Raw genomic sequence first — 16,349 nt, 5'->3', positions numbered from 1 at the left:
GGGGAGGTGGTGGCGGTGGGGGCGGCGGCTGACCTGCGCGGGCTGCCGGCCTGCTCCGGCGATCAGGTGGCCGGCGAGCCGGCCCGGGCGAGGAAGTTGCCCATGAGTGCGTGACCGGCCACGGTCAGGATGGACTCCGGGTGGAACTGCACCCCCTCCACGTCGAACTCCCGGTGACGCAGCCCCATCACCAACCCGTCATCGGTCTCGGCGGTGATCTCCAGCACGTCGGGCACCGAGGACCGGTCGACCACGAGGGAGTGGTACCGGGTGGCCTCCACGGGATTCGGGAGACCCTCGAAGACCCCGCTGCCGTGGTGGTGGATCAGCGAGGTCTTCCCGTGCATCACCTCGGGTGCTCGCACGACTCGGCCTCCGAACACCTCGCCGATGCACTGGTGGCCGAGGCACACACCGAAGATCGGGCGCCGGCCGGCGAAGTGCCGGATGACCTCGTTCGAGAGGCCGGCGTCGCTCGGCCGGCCCGGGCCCGGTGAGATGAGCACCGCATCGGGGTCGAGGGCCACGATCTCCTCGAGGGTGAGGGCGTCGCTGCGGTGCACGAGAGGATCTGCTCCAAGCTCCCCCAGGTACTGGACGAGGTTGTAAACGAAACTGTCGTAGTTGTCGAGGACCAGCACTCGAGCACCCATGGTGCTGGGAGGGTACCGCGGCTCCCGGTCGAGCCGGCCACGGCGTTTTCCCCCTGTGTGGGCGCTCGCCTTGTCGAGGGCGGGGTGATCGGCGTTGGGGGCACCTGCCACCATGCGCTCGCGGGGTAGGCTGGCCGACCGTGGCCAACCCGAAGCGTCCCACGAAGCGCAAGGTCGAAGGCACCGGTCGGGTCACCCCGAGAGGCACTTCCAACCCCCGCAAGCGGGCCGAGCCGGCCGCGGCCCACACCCCGGAGGCCTCGAGTCGCTACACACCACCGGTCCCGAGCGCGTACTACGAGAGCCCTCGGTGGGTGCCGGTGCTCATGTTCACCCTGTTCGGCCTGGGCATGGTGATCATCTTCCTGCACTACGTCGACGTCCTGCTCCCCGGCGCCCGCAGCAACTGGTGGTTGTTGGCCGGGCTGGGCTCGATCCTCGGGGGGATCATCACGGCGACCCAGTACCGCTGAACCGGGTCTCCTGATCGCACACCGTTGCCTCCACTCTGCGGTTGTCCACAGGACGTCGTGAACCGCGGGACGCTCCGTGACCGTGTCCTGACAGGGCGACGGCGATCCTTGCACTCCGGTCACATCGAGGCGTCGAACAAGTTACGGGAGTGTGATCCTCCCCAGCCCGGTCCACATGCTGTGGAAAATGTTGGGCGTGTGGAAGATGTGAAGCTGGAAGGGCTGGAGCCTGCCACATCAGTCGATCGGCGCCACCAGCTCCATGTCCTCCTGGCAGTGCCGCGGGGGCTCGGGGTCCTCGGCCGGGGCGATCGTCATCCGGACCTCGGCGCCACAGATCGTGCACCGGTAGGTGATCTTCACCTTCCGCAGCTCCCCAGGAGGAGGAGGCTCCGGCAGCGGATGGGCCAGCCCACCGAGGATGGCCACGCCCACGCGCAGCACCAGGTACGCGATGACCGCGGCCACCGCCACGTCAACGATCGGGCGGCCCGCGACGAGGGCGGCCGCCGAGCCGAGCACGACGACGCCGACGATCACCGGGTGCTTGAGGCTCAGGCGTTGCATCGGCAGAACAGGCTGATGGGGTGCCCGCCTGGGCACCCCATCAGCCTACGAGCCTGGCGCTGTCCAGCCGCAGCGCTCGCTGGTGCTGCTGGCGCGCGTGGCGAATGCCGGTTCAGCCCAGCCGCTCGATGATGGTGGCGTTCGCCATACCGCCACCCTCACACATGGTCTGCAGCCCGTAACGGCCGCCGGTGCGTTCGAGCTCGTTGAGCAACGTGGCCAGCAGCTTCGTGCCCGAGCAGCCGAGCGGATGGCCGAGGGCGATCGCGCCGCCGTTCACGTTGACCCGATCCATATCCGGGTGCAGCTCCTTTTCCCACGCGAGCACCACGGAGGCGAACGCTTCGTTGATCTCGACCAGATCGATGTCGTCCATCGACAGCCCTGACTTCTCAAGCGCCTTGTGGGTGGCGGGAATGGGGCCGGTCAGCATGGTGATGGGGTCGACGCCCGCCAGGGCGAACGTGTGGAAGCGCGCCCGCGGGGTGAGGCCGAGCTGGTTGGCCTTCTCCTCGCTCATGATCAGCGCCGCCGACGCGCCGTCGGTGATCTGGGAGGAGTTCCCGGCGGTGACCTTCCCGTCCTCCTTGAACGCCGGCTTGAGCTGGGCGAGCTTCTCCATCGAGGTCTCCCGGATCCCCTCGTCGGCGGTAACCAGCTCATCGGTGGCGATGAGCTCACCGGTCTCCTTGTCGCGGGGCTTGGCCCGGACCGGGATGATCTCGTTGTCGAAGCGACCCTCGTCACGTGCCCGGGCCGCGAGCTGCTGACTGCGCAGTCCGTAGGCGTCGAGGTCCTCGCGGGTGAGGCCCCACTTGTCGGCGATGAGCTCGGCGGAGATGCCCTGCGGGACGAGACCCCCCCGGTCGGCGTAGCGGAGGCCCATGGCGTCACCGAAGGGGAAACCCACGTTCTGCACCATGGCGGAGGCGCCCATCGGCACCAGGCTCATGACCTCCACCCCGGCTGCCACCACCACGTCGTACGCGCCGGCCATGACCCCTTGGGCGGCGAAGTGCGCCGACTGCTGGGACGAGCCGCACTGGCGATCGATGGTCGTGGCGGGCACCTCTTCCGGCCAGCCCGCGGCCAGCACCGCGTTGCGCCCGACGTTGAGCGCCTGCGCGCCCACCTGCATGACACAGCCCATGATCACGTCGTCGACCAGGGCCGGGTCGAGATCGTTGCGCTCCACCAGTGCCTTCAAGCACTCGGCGGCGAGGTCGGCCGGGTGCCAGCCGGAGAGCTTGCCGTTGCGCTTGCCGCCGGCGGTGCGGACGGCGTCGACGATGACTGCGGTGGCCATGGTTCGGATCCTCTCTTCGGTCGTGAGCCGACGAAACTAGACCGGTCGGTCAAGTCTGCCGGCTCGGTGTCCTCCGGCGCAACCCTGCTGCGCGACCGCTCGAGGGAGCCCAAGCTTGATCTGTGGCCCGCGCGAGCACACCCCGCACTTGAACGACAGACTGGTGATGGCCAGACGAGAGCGAGGGGGGTTCCGATGACCGATGCCAGCGACCGGATCTCGGGCGAGGAGATCATGCAGGCCGTCGAGGGTTGGACGGTGCCGAGCCGTTTCCTGGAGACCGTCCGCCAACATCCGGACCAGATCGCGCTGCGGTGGCGGAAGGCCGACGAGAGCTGGGGAGAGCTCACCTACGGGGACTACGCCGACCGGGTCGCCCGGGTCGTGACCGGCTACCGGCAGCTGGGGCTGGAGCCTGGTATGCGGATCGTCCTGATGATGCGCAACATCCCCGAGTTCCACATCCTCGACATGGCTGCGTACTTCTGCGGAGCGACGCCGGTCTCGATCTACAACTCGTCCTCGCCGGAACAGGTGCAGTACCTCGCGAGCCATGCCGAGGCCCTGTTCGGCATCGTGGAGGACATCGGATTCCTCGAGCGGTTCCTGGAGGTCCGGGGCGAACTGCCCGATCTCGCGCACCTCGGCATCATCAGCGACCCCCAGAGCCTCGCACCTCCCGACGTGTTCACCTACGAGGGGTTGATGGCGCACGAACCCACCGATCTCGGGGAAGCAGTGGCGCACTGCGAGCCGGACCAGGTTGCCACGATGATCTACACCTCGGGAACGACCGGCCCCCCCAAGGGGGTGATGCTCACGCACCGGAACATCTGCTGGACCGCCGAGAGCCTGCGCATCGCGATGGGCTGGTCGTACGACGAGCTGGTCGGCAAGCGGATCGTCTCGTACCTGCCGATGGCACACATCGCCGAGCGGATGAGCTCCCACTACATGGGCGTGCTCGGGGGGTACGAGGTCACGACCTGCCCCGAGCCCACCCAGATCGCGGACTATGCCCGGCTGGTCTCGCCCAACGTCATCTTCGGTGTGCCGCGGGTGTGGGAGAAGATCCACGCGGCGGTGCAGGCGGCGCTCGCCGCCGATCCCGAGAAGGAGCGCCAGTTCGCGGAGGCGATCGCCACGGCCGAGCCCATCGCCGAGAAGATGGCCTGGGAGACCGAGACCGACGAGGAGCGGGCGACCTACGACTTTCTCGACGAGGTGGCCTTCAAAGGGGTTCGCCAGCTCATCGGTCTCGACCAGTGTGAGCTGGCCATCACCGGCGCCGCGCCCATCCCGGTCGAGGTCCTGCGTTGGTTCCGGGCGATCGGAGTGCCGCTCACGGAGATCTACGGCATGTCGGAATCGAGCGGGCCGATGACCTGGGCGGCGAAGCGGATCAAGCCGGGAACAGTCGGGCCGGCCATCCCCGGCTGTGAGGTCAAGCTGGCGGAGGACGGTGAGATCATCTGTCGTGGCGGCAACGTGTTCGTCGGCTACTTCAAGGACCCGGAGAAGACCGCGGAGGCCCTCGATGAGGAGGGGTGGCTGCACTCCGGCGACATCGGCGAGGTCGACGAGGACGGCTACTTCCGGGTGGTGGACCGCAAGAAGGAGCTCATCATCACCGCCGGGGGCAAGAACATCAGCCCGGCGAACCTCGAGGCTGCCCTCAAGACCATCCCGCTCGTCGGCCAAGCGGCAGCGGTCGGGGACAACCGGCCGTTCGTCGCCGCGCTGGTCACACTCGACCCGGATGTCGCGCCGGTGTGGGCGAGGCAGCACGGCATCGAGTTCGAGACCTTGCACGATCTGGCCCGCCACCCTGCGGTGATCGAGGAGATCAATCGTGGGGTGAAGGAGTGTATGGCTGCGTTCAGCAACGCGGAGCGGGTCAAGAAAGTCCAGATCCTCGGGGAGGAGTGGCTGCCCGACAGCGACGTGCTGACCCCCACGTCGAAGCTGAAGCGGCGGGGCATCCTGGCCAGGTACAACGACGTCATCGAGGCGCTCTACGCCTGAGCGGAGCAGTGCCCCCGAGCGGGCTGGGACTGCACCGCTGGTTCGGTCGCCCGATCGCCGGCGCGGCGATCGTCGCGGCAGCGGCCGGCCTGTCCCTGTTCGCTCCAGCCGCGGTGCTACCGGACATCGCCGAGCACTTCGGCCATCCCCTTAGCGGGGAGTCCCTCGCTGACCAGGCCGGGCTGCCTGGCACCGTGCTCGGCGCCGGGTTGGGGCTCATCCGCATCACGGCGCTCGCGGCCTTGCCGTTGGCCGCGGTGGCCGACCGCTCCGGCCGGCGACCGGTCCTGCTCGCCTGGGCTGCGCTCGGCTTGGGTCTGACCGTTGCGGCAGCCGCCATGCCCACCTACTGGTGGCTGGTCGTGGTGCTCGCCGCGGCGCGCCCGCTGTTGACCGCGGCCAACACCGTCGGGGAGGTGCTGGTCGCCGAGCTCACTGCCTCCACCGACCGAGCCAAGGCCCTGGCCCTGATGGCGGCCGCCTACGGCGTGGGCGCTGGGGTGGTCCCGGTCCTGCGAGCTGCGGTCCCGGGCGGGTTGGGCTTCCGGGCGGTCTTCCTGCTGGCGATCGTGCCGCTGACGGTGTTGCCGATCGTCGCCCGACTGGTTGAGGAGCCCCGGCGCTGGAGGCGCTCGGTGGAGGCGACGTTGCCGCGACTGGTCGCGAGCGCCCCGCTGCGGCGGGCGGCGCGGGGCCGGGTGGTGGCGATGGGCGTGCTGGTCTTCTCGGCGGCAGTGATCACCGGTCCGGCCAACACCTTCTTGTTCGTGTTCGCCGAGAAGGTTCTGGGCGCGTCCCGTGCGCTCACCGCCACCTTGGTGGTGATCGGCGGTGGCGTGGGTTTCGCCGGCCTGCTCGGTGGGCGGGCACTCTCCGATCGGGTCGGCCGGCGCCCGGCCGCCGCCGGGGCCTTGGGGATGCTGGCCGTCGCCGCCGTCGTGGCCTACAGCGGCTCGACCCTCGCGCTGTCCGTCGGCTATCCGCTGGGGTTGCTCGCTGGCTCGGCGTTCGCCCCGCCGGCCCTGGCGCTGTCCACGGAGCTGTTCCCGACGTCCGTGCGGGCGGCCGTCGGCGGATGGTTGGTGTGCGCGGGAGTCGTCGGCTCGACCGTGGGGCTGGTTGTGGTCGGTGCGGTGGCTGGGGTGGCTGGGTTTGCCAGCGCGATCACCATGATCGCGCTGCCCGCGGGAGCGGCAGGGGCGGTGCTGATCGCGATCCCCGAGACCCGACTCCAGGAACTCGAGGAGTCGGCCCCGGAGCCAGGTGCGGCTGGTCCGCCCGTCGACGGGGACGGGAATGGGCCGCCCGACTCAGCCCATCGACCCAAAAAATGAGTCTCGCGGCCGATTCATCAATTTGATGAATCGTGCTCCTCTATAAGCGCAGTGGATCCCGGACGGCGCAGCGACAGGGAAGTGGGGAGGCCCGACGAGATGCCAGAGGTCCTGATGGACACGACGACCCGCAGCGGTGTAGTGATCGCCCTCGATGACGAGGTGGCGACGATCGTGATCACCGAACCCGAGGAGGAGTGGTACTTCCCGGCTGCGCTGGTGCCGGAGGGTGTCGGGGTCGATGACGTGGTTCTCATCGAAGGATCCGGCCGCAACCTGCGCATCCTCGCCAAGGACCCGCTGGCCCCGAGCATCAACGCCCGCCTGGATCGCTCGCTCAACCGGCGGCGTCTGGACCTGCGCTGAGCCCTCAGGCTCGGTCCCGGCTCTGGCGGGCCGCACCGACCAGCGAGAGACCGAGCACCGCGGCGCCAGGGAGCCAGACGAACCAGCCGAACGGGATACCGGCGAGTACCAGCGCTGCGCCAGCGCCGGCTCCGAGCGGCCACACGCTGGCATGCGGGAGGTACAGCCCTTCGTGCTCCGGGGGGCCCGCCACCTCCGGGTACTCGGTGGCCTCTGCTTCGGGCTGCACCTCTCGGACCCGCCAGGCGAGATAGCCGGCGACGATGAACGCGGACACGCTGGCCAGCCCCAGCAACGCCACGCCCGCCCATTCGTAGGCCGTCGCCGCGTAGATGACGGCGATGAGCAGGTAGAAGCCACCGATGGCGAGAAAGACGCTCGATTCGGTCGGCAGACCCCCGGGAGGCTCGACCGCGCCGACCCCTGCGGCGACGTGGGTGCCTCCCTCGTCTTCGATCGCGGGCACCGGCGATTCCTCCTGCCGGTCGCTCATCGCACCCATCCCGTCGGTTGGTCGGTGGGCCGACCGTGTTCTCGGGGTGAACGGTGCTGCGGGTGGTTGAGGTCCCACAGCGGCCGTTCGCTGCGGATGGGCGGGAGGGCCTCGACGAAGTTCCCAGGTGGTGGCGGCGAGGGCGTACACCACTCCAGCGTGTGGCCGCCCCACGGGTCGGCCCCCGCGGGCTTCCCCTTGCGAGCGGTGATCCACACGTTCCAGAGGAACACGAGGGTTGAGGCGCCGAGGATGCCGGAGCCGATGGACGAGATCAGGTTCAGGGTCGTGAACCCGTCGCTCTCGAGATAGGACCACACGCGCCGGGGCATCCCTTCAAGGCCCAGGATGTGCTGCACGAAGAAGGTGAGCTGGAATCCGACGAACATCATCCAGAAGTGCACATGTCCCCAGCCCTCGTGGAGCATCCGGCCAGTGAACTTCGGGAACCAGTAGTAGACGCCGGCGAACAGCGCGAAGACCGAACCCCCGAAGAGCACGTAGTGGAAGTGGGCGACCACGAAGTACGAGTCGTGCAGGTGGAAGTCGAGCGAGGGAGAGGAGAGCATCACCCCGGTCACCCCTCCCATCACGAACGTGACCAGGAAGCCGATCGCGAAGAGCAGCGGGGTGGCGAACACGAGCTCGCCACCCCACATCGTGCCGATCCAGTTGAAGAACTTCACGCCCGTCGGCACCGCGATGAGCATGGTGAGTGCGGCGAAGAAGGGGAGCAGCACTGCGCCGGTGGCGTACATGTGATGCGCCCACACACCGATCGAGAGCGCCCCGATGGCCATCGTGGCGAACACCAGGCCCCGGTAGCCGAACACCGGTCGCCGGGCGAAGACGGGGAAGATCTCGGTCACCACGCCGAAGAACGGCAGGACCAGGATGTACACCTCCGGGTGACCGAAGAACCAGAAGAGATGCTGCCACAGGATGGGCATTCCTCCGTTGGCGGCATCGAAGATGTGGCCTCCGAAGTACCGATCAGCGAAGAGCATGACTACGGCTGCCGTCAGGGCGGGGAACGCGATGAGCACCAGGATGCTGGTGACGATCATGTTCCAGGTGAAGATCGGCAAGCGGAACATGGTCATGCCGGGCGCGCGCATGGTGGCCACCGTCGTGAGGATGTTCACCGCGGTGAGAATCCCCGACAGGCCGGTGAGGGCGACACCGGCGATCCAGAGGTCACCGCCCACCCCGGGCGAGCGCACGCCATCGGAGAGCGGCGTGTAGGCGAACCAGCCGAAGCTCGGAGCGCCGTTGGAGGTGAGGAAGCTGGACAGCATCGTGAGACCGCCCGCCAGGTAGACCCAGTACGAGAACAGGTTGAGGCGGGGCAGTGCCATGTCGCGCGCTCCCGCCTGGATTGGCACGAGGTAGTTCGCCAACCCGAAGGCGAATGGACCGGCGAACAGGAACAGCATGATGCTGCCGTGCATGGTGAAGAACTGGTTGTAGGTGTCGGTGCTGAGGATCTGCTGCTCAGGCTGGGCGAGCTGAGCGCGGATCCCCAGCGCCAGGACCCCGCCCACGAGGAAGAACCCGAAGGCGGTCACCATGTAGGCGAGACCGATGTCCTTGTGGTCCGTGCTGGTGAACCACCGGAGCAATCCGGTGGGATGCCCGTGGGCTTCGGGGGGTACGGGCTCAGGGGTCACCGGCGGCCGGTCGTCGAGCACGGTCACGATGAGGCCTCCGTTGTCGAGGGTGGGAGCTCGAGTGGGGCCAGGACGGGTTGGGGCAGCGACCGGGTCTGCGCGATCCAGGCGTCGTACTCCGCCGCGGGCACGGCATAGACGTCGAAAGTCATCTTCCAGTGATCCAGCCCGCAGTACTCCGCGCACCGCCCTCGCCATCTCCCGGGCTTGGTGATGGTGACGTCGATCGCGTTGTCGAACCCCGGGATGAGGTCGCGCTTCTCGAGGAACTCGGGCACCCAGAACGAGTGGATCACGTCGTCAGCCCGGAGCTCGATGCGCACTGTGCGCCCGACAGGCAGCACGAGCGGTGGGATCGCCGCATCGGTGCCGTTGACCGTGACTCCCTGGTCGACATAGTCGAACCGCCACTGCCACTGGAAGCCAGTGACCTCAACCCTGAGGTCAGGGTCACTGTCGAGGTCCGTGAAGCCCCGCTGGGTCACGACCGTGAGGGTGAAGAGGGCGGCGACGATGATCACCGGCACGACCGTGTAGAGGACCTCGAGAGGGATGTTGTACTGCCGCTGGTCCGGTACCCGGTCGCCTCGGCGCCGGAAGCGGATCGCGGCCACGAGTACCAGGAGCCAGATCAGGGCCGTGACCGCGACCGCGCCGAAGAGAAACACCCGCCAGGTCTGCGTGAAGTTCCTTCCTTGCTCGGTGACCTGGTCCGGTGCTCCACCGGTGGAGGAGCAGGACACGAGCAGAAACGCCGCCGACGAGACGAGAAGAACGAGCGCCGTAACGGGGCGGCGTCCGATCGAGCCACTCATCGGACCGCCCCGAGCATGCGGTCCTGACGAGCGTCGGCTCGGCGGCTGATGCGGCTCTCGTGTGCCATCCACTGAGTGAGGACCACCGCTCCTGCCACGAGCCCGGTGAGATCCCCCACCGCCCACATCAGCCCGGCGCCGAGGTGTTGATCGGCGAGGAGTGGAGCACCGTCAGGTCGTGCCGTGCGCTCGTAGTAGCTGCGCGCCAGAGGTTGGTCACCGACCATGAGCGCGAGTCCCAGGAATGCATGGAACGGCACGGTCAGCATGACCAGCAGGAGACGGAAGCCGTAGTGGATCCGATGGCTCACCGGGTCAAGGCCGATGACCGCCCAGAAGAACACGGAGCCCGCGAGCAGGAAGTGCATGTGCACCAGATGGTGCACCACGTGGTTCTCGAGCGAGAGCTCGTAGAGCGGGGTGAAGTACAGCCCGAAGAGCGTCACACCGAACAGCAGCCATGCCACGACGGGATGGGTGACCAGAGACACCGGGCGGCTGTGCAGCACCCGCAGCAACCGCACCTGGACGGGCCGGCTCGAGGCTTGCAGGGCGAGCGTCACGGGCGCGCCCAGTGCGAGCAGGAACGGGGCGACCATGCCGATCGCCACGTGCTCGACCACGTGAGCGCTGAACAGCACGTGACCGTAGGCGGCTACACCGGACTGGGTCGCGATCGCCAGCACCAGAAGGCCGGATCCGAACGCAGCCGAGCGGGCGATGGACCACCGCCTGCCTCGGGCGCGCAGCCGTCGCACGCCGAGGACATAGAGCACGCCGCAGGTGATGATGAGCAGCGCGCTGGGTACTGCGAGCGCCGATCGGGACACCAGGCTCTCGATCGACACTGGTGGCAGCGCCTCCATCAGATCATGACGGTAGTCCTGTGCCGAGCAGCACGTGAGGTGCAGGGTTCTGCAAACATGGGCACGTGACCGGCGTGGCCACCGTGGACCGACCGGACGACGTGCCGTCGCCTCTCGGCGTCGGCGTCGTCATCTGGCTGGCTTCGGAGGTCATGTTCTTCGCCGGGCTCTTCGCCGCCTACTTCGCGCTGTTGGCTCACAACGCGCCGGATTGGCCACCCGCCGACGTCCACCTCGACCTGTTGCGGGCGGCGGTCTTCACCTCGGTGCTGGTGGCCTCCAGCTTCACCATCCACGCCGCAGTTGTCGCCTCCGAGCGCGGCCAGCGGCAGGCAGCGCTGTGGTACCTGGTCGCCACCATCGTGCTCGGTGGGCTGTTCCTGACCAACCAGGTGCTCGAGTACCGGGTCCTCGGCTTCGGCATCGACAGCCATGCCTACGGCACGATCTTCTACCTGCTCACCGGATTCCACGGGCTGCACGTGCTCGGTGGCTTGGTCGCGCTGGTGCTCGTGGGCTGGGTGGTCTTCAGCCGCTACAGCCGTGTCCCGTCCACGCAGACCCTCCGGGTCACGAGCTACTACTGGCACTTCGTGGATGTGGTCTGGGTCGTGTTGTTTGCCGTGGTGTTCGTCATCCGATGAAGGTCCGGGCCACCCTGGCGGCAACGCTGCTCGTCATCGGCGCAACACTCGCGCTGGCCATCGCAGCGGGCCAGGCCGACGCCGGCGAGTCGCCGGTCCCCGATCCCGCGGGGTCGACGCCCCGACCGGGCAGCGCCGCAGCGGTCCAGCTCGAGGCCAATCGGGACCCAGCGGTGGTAGCGGCAGGGGAGCAGCTGTATCTCACCGGCTGCGTGAGCTGCCACGGCGTGGGGGGCAAGGGAACACCCGGCTACCCGAGTCTCGTCGGTGTGGGCGCCGCCTCTGCCGATTTCTTCCTTCGCACAGGCCGGATGCCGCTGGCCGCCCCCGCTCCGCAGGCGCCGGCCAAGCCACCCGCCTACACCGACGAACAGATCATCCAGCTCGTCGCCTACGTGGCGTCGCTCGGTGACGGGCCGCCAGTCCCCGACATCCGGCCCGAGCGGGGAGATCTCACCGAGGGAGCGCAGCTCTACCTGGCGAACTGCGCGGCCTGCCACAACTCCACCGGCATAGGTGGTGCGCTCAGCCACGGGAACCAGGCGCCACCGCTGCTCAATGTGGCGCCGACCCAGATCGGCGAGGCACCTCGGGTCGGTCCCGGCCAGATGCCGGTATTCGGACCGGACACGCTCTCGGACGAGCAGCTCGACTCGATCGTGCGGTACGTCCTCTACCTCCAGGATCCCGAACACCCGGGTGGGTTGCGGATCGGGTCCGCCGGACCGGTTCCCGAAGGGCTCGTGGCCTGGCTGGTGGGGCTCGGTGGCCTGGTGCTGATCGCGCGCTGGATCACGAGGGAGCGTCGTGAGCACAGGAGGGCGCATGGCTGAGGCACACGATGCAGGTGGTGCCCCGAAGCCCGAAGCTGGGCCCGAGGACGATGCACCGGCCGGGGCGACGATGGCGGGAGGCCCTCGCCGCCACGGCGAACGCCTCCCCGCCGCCTTTTTCGTGCTCAGCATCATCGGAGGCCTCGGCTTGGCGGTCGTGTACTGGCAGGGCGGACAGGCCCAGCTCGAGGGCGTGTTCCTCGCCCTCGCGCTCGGTGGCTTCGGGATCGCGATGGTGCTGTGGGCCAAACGGTTCATGCCTGAGGGCCCCGACGTCGAGCCGCGAGGTCGCTTGGCCTCCACCCCGGAGGAGATCGAGGCCTTCGCCGCGGATTTCGAGTCCGGTGAGTATGAGCTCGAGCGTCGCAGCCTCCTCACCAAGCTCATGATCGGTGCAGGCGCTGCGCTCGGCTTGGCGGTCCTGTTCCCCATCCGCTCGCTGGGGCCGAGGCCGGGAGAGTGGATGGTGCGCTCGCCGTTCCGTCGCGGGATGCGGCTGGTCGACGAGGGCGGCAACCCCGTGCGCCCAGGGGATCTGCGCGTCGACGGCGTGCTGACCGTGTTCCCGGAAGGTGGCCTCGACGACGAGTACGCGCAGACCCTGCTCATCAGGCTCAATCCGGAGCGGACCTTCACGCCGAGGCCCGGTCGGGAGGGCTGGACGGTCGACGGCCTGGTTGCCTACTCGAAGGTGTGCACCCACGTCGGGTGCCCGGTCGGCCTCTACGAGGCCAGGTTCGGCCAACTGCTCTGCCCCTGCCATCAGTCGACCTTCGACGTGTACCAGGGAGCGAAACCGGTCTTCGGCCCGGCAGCCACGTCGTTGCCACAGCTCCCCCTCGGGGTGGACGACGAGGGTTACCTGATCGCCGAGGGTGGGTTCTCGGATCCGATCGGGCCGGGATTCTGGAACCAGGACCGCCAGTGGGAGCGCAACCCGTGAGCCGGCGAGAGCACCCGTCGCCTCGGAACCGGGTCGGTCGACTGGCCCGATGGGTCGATGACCGGGTGGGGGTGGCCCGAGCGGCCCGGGGCACCCTGCAGAAGGTGTTCCCCAACCACTGGTCGTTCCTGCTCGGCGAGATCGCCCTCTACTCGTTCGTCGTGCTGGTCATCACCGGCGTCTTCCTGACGTTCTTCTTCAAGGCCAGCACGGAACCGGTGGTGTACGAGGGCAGCTACGCGCCCTTACGCGGGGTCGAGGTCTCGCAGGCTTACAAGTCGACCCTCGATCTCAGCTTCGATGTCCGCGCCGGGCTGGTGATGCGGCAGATGCACCACTGGGCGGCGCTGGTCTTCGTCGCCGCGATCGTGGTCCACCTGGCCCGTGTCTTCTTCACCGGGGCGTTCCGGCGTCCCCGAGAGCTGAACTGGGTCATCGGGATCACCCTCCTGCTGCTGGGGATCCTCAACGGGTTCGCCGGCTACTCCCTCCCGGATGATCAGCTCTCGGGCACCGGCGTGCGCATCGCGTACTCGGTACTGCTCTCCGTGCCCTTCATCGGCCCCTGGGCCGCGTCGCTGCTCTTCGGAGGGGGGTTCCCCGGCGAGGACATCATCCCGCGGCTGTTCGCCATCCATATCCTCATCGTCCCGGTGATCATCACCGGGTTGCTGACGCTGCATCTGGGTCTGCTCGTCCGGCACAAGCACACCCACTTCCCGGGCAAGGGGGCCCGAGAGGACAACGTCGTGGGGGAGCGGCTCTGGCCCACCTACGCGTTCAAGGCAGGCGGCCTGTTCTTCTTGGTCGGTGCGGTGCTCGCGGCGCTGGGCGGGCTGGCACAGATCAACCCGGTGTGGATGTGGGGGCCTTACCAGCCCCAGAACGTCAGCTCGGCCTCCCAGCCGGACTGGTACATGGGCTGGCTCGAAGGTGCCCTTCGCCTCATGCCCAACTGGGAGTGGCGGGGCTGGGGCTACCAGATCCCGAACCCGTTCTGGGCGGCCGTCCTGCTGCCTGGGGTCACCTTCACCCTGCTCTACCTCTGGCCCTGGATCGAGGCCCGGGTCACCAAGGATCGGCGGGAGCACCACGTGCTCGATCGGCCGCGTGACCGGCCGGTGCGCACCGCCCTGGGAGCAGCCACACTGTCCTTCTACACGGTGCTGGGGTTCGCGGGGTCGAACGACGTGCTCGCGATCGCGTTCGATCTCTCGCTCAACGCCGTTCTGGTGGCGTTCCGGGTGCTGCTTTTCGTCGTGCCTCCCGTCGTGGGGGTCGTGACGTACCGGGTGTGCAAGGAGTTGCAACGACGGGACGGCCCGGTGGAGGTGGAGGCTTCCGGGCGCTCGGGACCGGGCTCTGGACGAGCGGCGGCTGGACGACTGGCGCCCGGAGACCCGGCTCACGCCGGACCGGTGCCGTAGCATCACGCCGTGAGCCAGTTCCGCGTCGGCGCGGTGGTGCGAGGTCCCCAGGGCGATCTGGGTCGGGTCGACGCTCTGATCGTCGATCCGACCAGCCGCCGGGTCACGCACCTCGTGGTGCTGCGCCACCGCCTCGGTCCACGCGTCCTGGTGCCCGAGAGCGCAGTCCTCGAAGCGACACCGGAGGTCGTGTCGGTCAGGCTGGACGACGCCGAGATCGAGCAGTGTGACCGGTTCGACGAGCCGAGCTACGACCGGCCCGATCCGGCGATCACCTACGACGAGCTGGCGCTGGATCCTGGTTCCTACTTCCTTGAGCCGTACGTGTCCCCCATCGAAGGTTGGGCGCTCGCTGAGCACGAGCGCATCCCGAAGGGTGAGGTGTCGATCAGGCGCGGCGACGAGGTCCTCGCCTCCGACGGGTCGAGGCTCGGGCAGGTCGACGAGTTCCTGGTGGATCCGGCCGACGGGCACATCACGCACATCGTCCTGCGTCAGGGTCACATCTTCCGCCACGACGATGACGTGTTGATCCCTGTCGGCTCGGCCCGCTTTGACGAAGGTCAAGTTGTGCTGGACCTGGACGTGGCCGCGGTGGAGGCGCTCCCGAAGATCCCCGTTCAGCGGCATCGTCACGTAGAGACGGATCGAGGGCGAGACCGCGCCGACCATCCGCACCAGTAGCGAGACAGGAGGTCCCGATGGCAGAGACACCGGACATCAGCAAATTGCAGGACCAGGTCTTCGAGTTGGTGCGCCGCAGCCAGGAGGCCATCCTCGACGCCGGCCGCTCCTTCGCAGACAACTTGGCATCGGTCGCACCGGGTGACCGTGAGGCGATCGACAAGTTGCTCGACGACGCCTTCGAGTTCACCGAGCGAGTACTCAAGACCCAGCGAGAGCTCGCGAAGTCCGTGGTGCAGGCAGTCACCGGTCCGCTGACCGGAGGAGCGAGCGGACCTGAGCGGGAGGCAGGCGACTCCGGCGGCGACAGCGGCGAGTGAGGCCCGCCGACCTCCATGTCCCCGACGGCTCCGGTGGGCCCGAGGCGCTCGCTCGCACGACCGACCTCGGCGTCGTCGCCCATCCTGACGATCTCGAGCTGCTGGCCGTGGCGGCCATCGGCCAGTGCGCGGCGGACGAGCACCGCTGGTTCACCGGCATTGTCTGCACTGATGGAGCCGGTTCGGCGCGATCGGGCCAGTCGGAGGGGTTGACCGCCCCTGAGCTGGTCGCGGCCCGCCGCGAGGAGCAGATCCGCGCCGCCGACCTCGGTGGCTATTCCGCCGTTGTTCTCCTCGGCCGCCCAAGTGGCGATGTGCGCTCGCCCGAGGGGTTCGAGTCGCTGGTCGGCGAGCTGGCGGCACTGCTGGAGCGGACCCGCCCGGTCAACGTGTACACGCACAACCTCGCCGACAAGCACCCCACCCACGTGGCGGTGGGGTGCGCTGTGGTGCGCGCCATCCGCTCACTGGCCCCGCAGCAGCGGCCGGCGCGTCTGGTGGGCTGCGAGGGCTGGCGTGATCTCGACTGGCTCGGCGACCACGAGAAGGTCCGGCTCGATGTCACTCCGTTCGCGGATCTCGCGGAGGGTCTGATGGCTGTGTTCCGCACCCAGATTGAGGGTGGGAAGCGCTTCGACCTGGCCGCCGCGGGCCGGAGGCGGGCCAATGCGGTGTTCGACGATCCTCGGGGGCCTGATGCCTTCGACGAGGTGACCGTGGCGATGGACCTCGCGCCGCTGATCGTGAACGACGATCTTGACCCGGTCACCTACGTCACCAGTGCGATCGACCGGTTCCGTGCCGACGTCGATCGCAGGCTTCGCCAGTACTTCGCCTGACCGGTTCCTCCGCCTGAACCCGCGCTGCCCCCCTTCCGAACTGTTCATCGATCCGCGGCTCACGGGCGCGAATCGGTGAACAGAACGGGAG

18 protein-coding genes are annotated in these 16,349 nt (G+C 68.4%); 11 read left to right on the top strand and 7 right to left on the bottom strand.

Annotated features, from left to right (window positions below; genetic code table 11):
- Nucleotides 1-62: 62 nt before the first annotated feature.
- On the bottom strand, nt 63-653 hold the full coding sequence (locus tag V7004_RS11640; RefSeq protein ID WP_334144143.1) for an anthranilate synthase component II: 591 nt from the start codon (nt 651-653) through the stop codon (nt 63-65).
- A gap of 140 nt (nt 654-793) precedes the next feature.
- On the opposite strand from V7004_RS11640, the gene V7004_RS11635 reads away from it, so the two are divergent.
- Nucleotides 794-1,126, top strand: a complete 333-nt coding sequence (locus tag V7004_RS11635) for a cell division protein CrgA (RefSeq protein ID WP_334144142.1) — start codon at nt 794-796, stop codon at nt 1,124-1,126.
- Between the two features lie 237 nt (nt 1,127-1,363).
- Here the strand turns inward: V7004_RS11635 and V7004_RS11630 are convergent, their stop codons facing one another.
- Together V7004_RS11630 and V7004_RS11625 are read right to left on the bottom strand one after the other, a co-directional pair.
- Complete coding sequence (locus V7004_RS11630; protein WP_334144141.1) at nt 1,364-1,693, bottom strand: hypothetical protein; 330 nt, start codon at nt 1,691-1,693, stop codon at nt 1,364-1,366.
- A 112-nt stretch (nt 1,694-1,805) separates the two neighbouring features.
- Nucleotides 1,806-2,999, bottom strand: a complete 1,194-nt coding sequence (locus V7004_RS11625; RefSeq protein WP_334144138.1) for a thiolase family protein — start codon at nt 2,997-2,999, stop codon at nt 1,806-1,808.
- A gap of 195 nt (nt 3,000-3,194) precedes the next feature.
- Between V7004_RS11625 and V7004_RS11620 the strand changes: the two genes are divergently transcribed.
- From V7004_RS11620 to V7004_RS11610, 3 genes are all read left to right on the top strand, one after another.
- Nucleotides 3,195-5,024, top strand: a complete 1,830-nt coding sequence (locus V7004_RS11620; protein ID WP_334144137.1) for an AMP-dependent synthetase/ligase — start codon at nt 3,195-3,197, stop codon at nt 5,022-5,024.
- 8 nt (nt 5,025-5,032) lie between these two features.
- A complete protein-coding gene (locus V7004_RS11615) occupies nt 5,033-6,358 on the top strand; it encodes an MFS transporter (RefSeq protein ID WP_334144136.1) in 1,326 nt (441 codons plus the stop codon).
- Nucleotides 6,359-6,457: 99 nt separating this feature from the next.
- Nucleotides 6,458-6,724 carry a hypothetical protein gene (locus V7004_RS11610; RefSeq protein WP_208028749.1) on the top strand — a complete coding sequence of 89 codons (267 nt, stop codon included), beginning with the start codon at nt 6,458-6,460 and terminating at the stop codon, nt 6,722-6,724.
- Nucleotides 6,725-6,728: 4 nt separating this feature from the next.
- Here the strand turns inward: V7004_RS11610 and ctaF are convergent, their stop codons facing one another.
- The 4 genes from ctaF to V7004_RS11590 are packed head-to-tail and all read right to left on the bottom strand — an operon-like array spanning nt 6,729 to nt 10,568.
- Nucleotides 6,729-7,217, bottom strand: coding sequence for an aa3-type cytochrome oxidase subunit IV (gene ctaF / locus V7004_RS11605; protein ID WP_334144134.1), 489 nt, complete (start codon nt 7,215-7,217; stop codon nt 6,729-6,731).
- The gene (ctaD, locus tag V7004_RS11600; protein WP_334144133.1) at nt 7,214-8,914 is read right to left on the bottom strand and encodes a cytochrome c oxidase subunit I; all 1,701 of its coding nucleotides are present in this window, start codon (nt 8,912-8,914) and stop codon (nt 7,214-7,216) included. Before ctaD ends, ctaF begins: the two co-directional genes overlap by 4 nt.
- Complete coding sequence (gene coxB / locus V7004_RS11595; RefSeq protein ID WP_334144131.1) at nt 8,911-9,702, bottom strand: cytochrome c oxidase subunit II; 792 nt, start codon at nt 9,700-9,702, stop codon at nt 8,911-8,913. Before coxB ends, ctaD begins: the two co-directional genes overlap by 4 nt.
- The gene (locus V7004_RS11590) at nt 9,699-10,568 is read right to left on the bottom strand and encodes a cytochrome c oxidase assembly protein (RefSeq protein WP_334144130.1); all 870 of its coding nucleotides are present in this window, start codon (nt 10,566-10,568) and stop codon (nt 9,699-9,701) included. Before V7004_RS11590 ends, coxB begins: the two co-directional genes overlap by 4 nt.
- Nucleotides 10,569-10,633: 65 nt before the next feature.
- Between V7004_RS11590 and V7004_RS11585 the strand changes: the two genes are divergently transcribed.
- From V7004_RS11585 to V7004_RS11555, 7 genes are read left to right on the top strand one after another with little or no spacing between them, the layout of a single operon-like run.
- The gene (locus V7004_RS11585) at nt 10,634-11,212 is read left to right on the top strand and encodes a cytochrome c oxidase subunit 3 (RefSeq protein ID WP_334144129.1); all 579 of its coding nucleotides are present in this window, start codon (nt 10,634-10,636) and stop codon (nt 11,210-11,212) included.
- Nucleotides 11,209-12,045 (top strand): cytochrome bc1 complex diheme cytochrome c subunit, encoded by an 837-nt coding sequence (gene qcrC, locus V7004_RS11580; RefSeq protein ID WP_334144127.1) that lies wholly within the window; start codon nt 11,209-11,211, stop codon nt 12,043-12,045. The genes V7004_RS11585 and qcrC overlap by 4 nt, the downstream gene beginning before the upstream one ends.
- Nucleotides 12,038-12,988 carry a ubiquinol-cytochrome c reductase iron-sulfur subunit gene (locus V7004_RS11575; protein ID WP_334144126.1) on the top strand — a complete coding sequence of 317 codons (951 nt, stop codon included), beginning with the start codon at nt 12,038-12,040 and terminating at the stop codon, nt 12,986-12,988. The genes qcrC and V7004_RS11575 overlap by 8 nt, the downstream gene beginning before the upstream one ends.
- Nucleotides 12,985-14,415 carry a cytochrome bc1 complex cytochrome b subunit gene (gene qcrB, locus V7004_RS11570; RefSeq protein WP_334144125.1) on the top strand — a complete coding sequence of 477 codons (1,431 nt, stop codon included), beginning with the start codon at nt 12,985-12,987 and terminating at the stop codon, nt 14,413-14,415. Before V7004_RS11575 ends, qcrB begins: the two co-directional genes overlap by 4 nt.
- A gap of 9 nt (nt 14,416-14,424) precedes the next feature.
- Nucleotides 14,425-15,099 (top strand): PRC-barrel domain containing protein, encoded by a 675-nt coding sequence (locus V7004_RS11565; protein ID WP_334144124.1) that lies wholly within the window; start codon nt 14,425-14,427, stop codon nt 15,097-15,099.
- Nucleotides 15,100-15,116: 17 nt separating this feature from the next.
- Nucleotides 15,117-15,419, top strand: a complete 303-nt coding sequence (locus V7004_RS11560; RefSeq protein WP_334144123.1) for a hypothetical protein — start codon at nt 15,117-15,119, stop codon at nt 15,417-15,419.
- Nucleotides 15,416-16,258: a PIG-L deacetylase family protein gene (locus V7004_RS11555; RefSeq protein WP_334144122.1), complete on the top strand. Its 843-nt coding sequence runs from the start codon at nt 15,416-15,418 to the stop codon at nt 16,256-16,258. Before V7004_RS11560 ends, V7004_RS11555 begins: the two co-directional genes overlap by 4 nt.
- Nucleotides 16,259-16,349 lie beyond the last annotated feature (91 nt).

The organism is Rhabdothermincola sp., assembly GCF_036846205.1.
In the GTDB taxonomy this organism is placed as follows: Bacteria; Actinomycetota; Acidimicrobiia; order Acidimicrobiales; family Acidimicrobilacustridaceae; genus Rhabdothermincola.
Note: the sequence above shows the minus strand (reverse complement) of the source record. Positions and strands in the feature narration are given on the sequence as shown.

Bases quoted from the DNA above. Each gene is read 5' to 3' on its own strand.
- V7004_RS11630 (WP_334144141.1), bottom strand. From the start codon at position 1,693: ATGCAACGCCTGAGCCTCAAGCACCCGGTGATCGTCGGCGTCGTCGTG.
- V7004_RS11640 (WP_334144143.1), bottom strand. From the start codon at position 653: ATGGGTGCTCGAGTGCTGGTCCTCGACAACTACGACAGTTTCGTTTAC.
- ctaF (WP_334144134.1), bottom strand. From the start codon at position 7,217: ATGAGCGACCGGCAGGAGGAATCGCCGGTGCCCGCGATCGAAGACGAG.
- V7004_RS11620 (WP_334144137.1), top strand. From the start codon at position 3,195: ATGACCGATGCCAGCGACCGGATCTCGGGCGAGGAGATCATGCAGGCC.
- coxB (WP_334144131.1), bottom strand. From the start codon at position 9,702: ATGAGTGGCTCGATCGGACGCCGCCCCGTTACGGCGCTCGTTCTTCTC.
- V7004_RS11560 (WP_334144123.1), top strand. From the start codon at position 15,117: ATGGCAGAGACACCGGACATCAGCAAATTGCAGGACCAGGTCTTCGAG.
- V7004_RS11575 (WP_334144126.1), top strand. From the start codon at position 12,038: ATGGCTGAGGCACACGATGCAGGTGGTGCCCCGAAGCCCGAAGCTGGG.
- qcrC (WP_334144127.1), top strand. From the start codon at position 11,209: ATGAAGGTCCGGGCCACCCTGGCGGCAACGCTGCTCGTCATCGGCGCA.
- V7004_RS11590 (WP_334144130.1), bottom strand. From the start codon at position 10,568: ATGGAGGCGCTGCCACCAGTGTCGATCGAGAGCCTGGTGTCCCGATCG.
- V7004_RS11625 (WP_334144138.1), bottom strand. From the start codon at position 2,999: ATGGCCACCGCAGTCATCGTCGACGCCGTCCGCACCGCCGGCGGCAAG.
- V7004_RS11610 (WP_208028749.1), top strand. From the start codon at position 6,458: ATGCCAGAGGTCCTGATGGACACGACGACCCGCAGCGGTGTAGTGATC.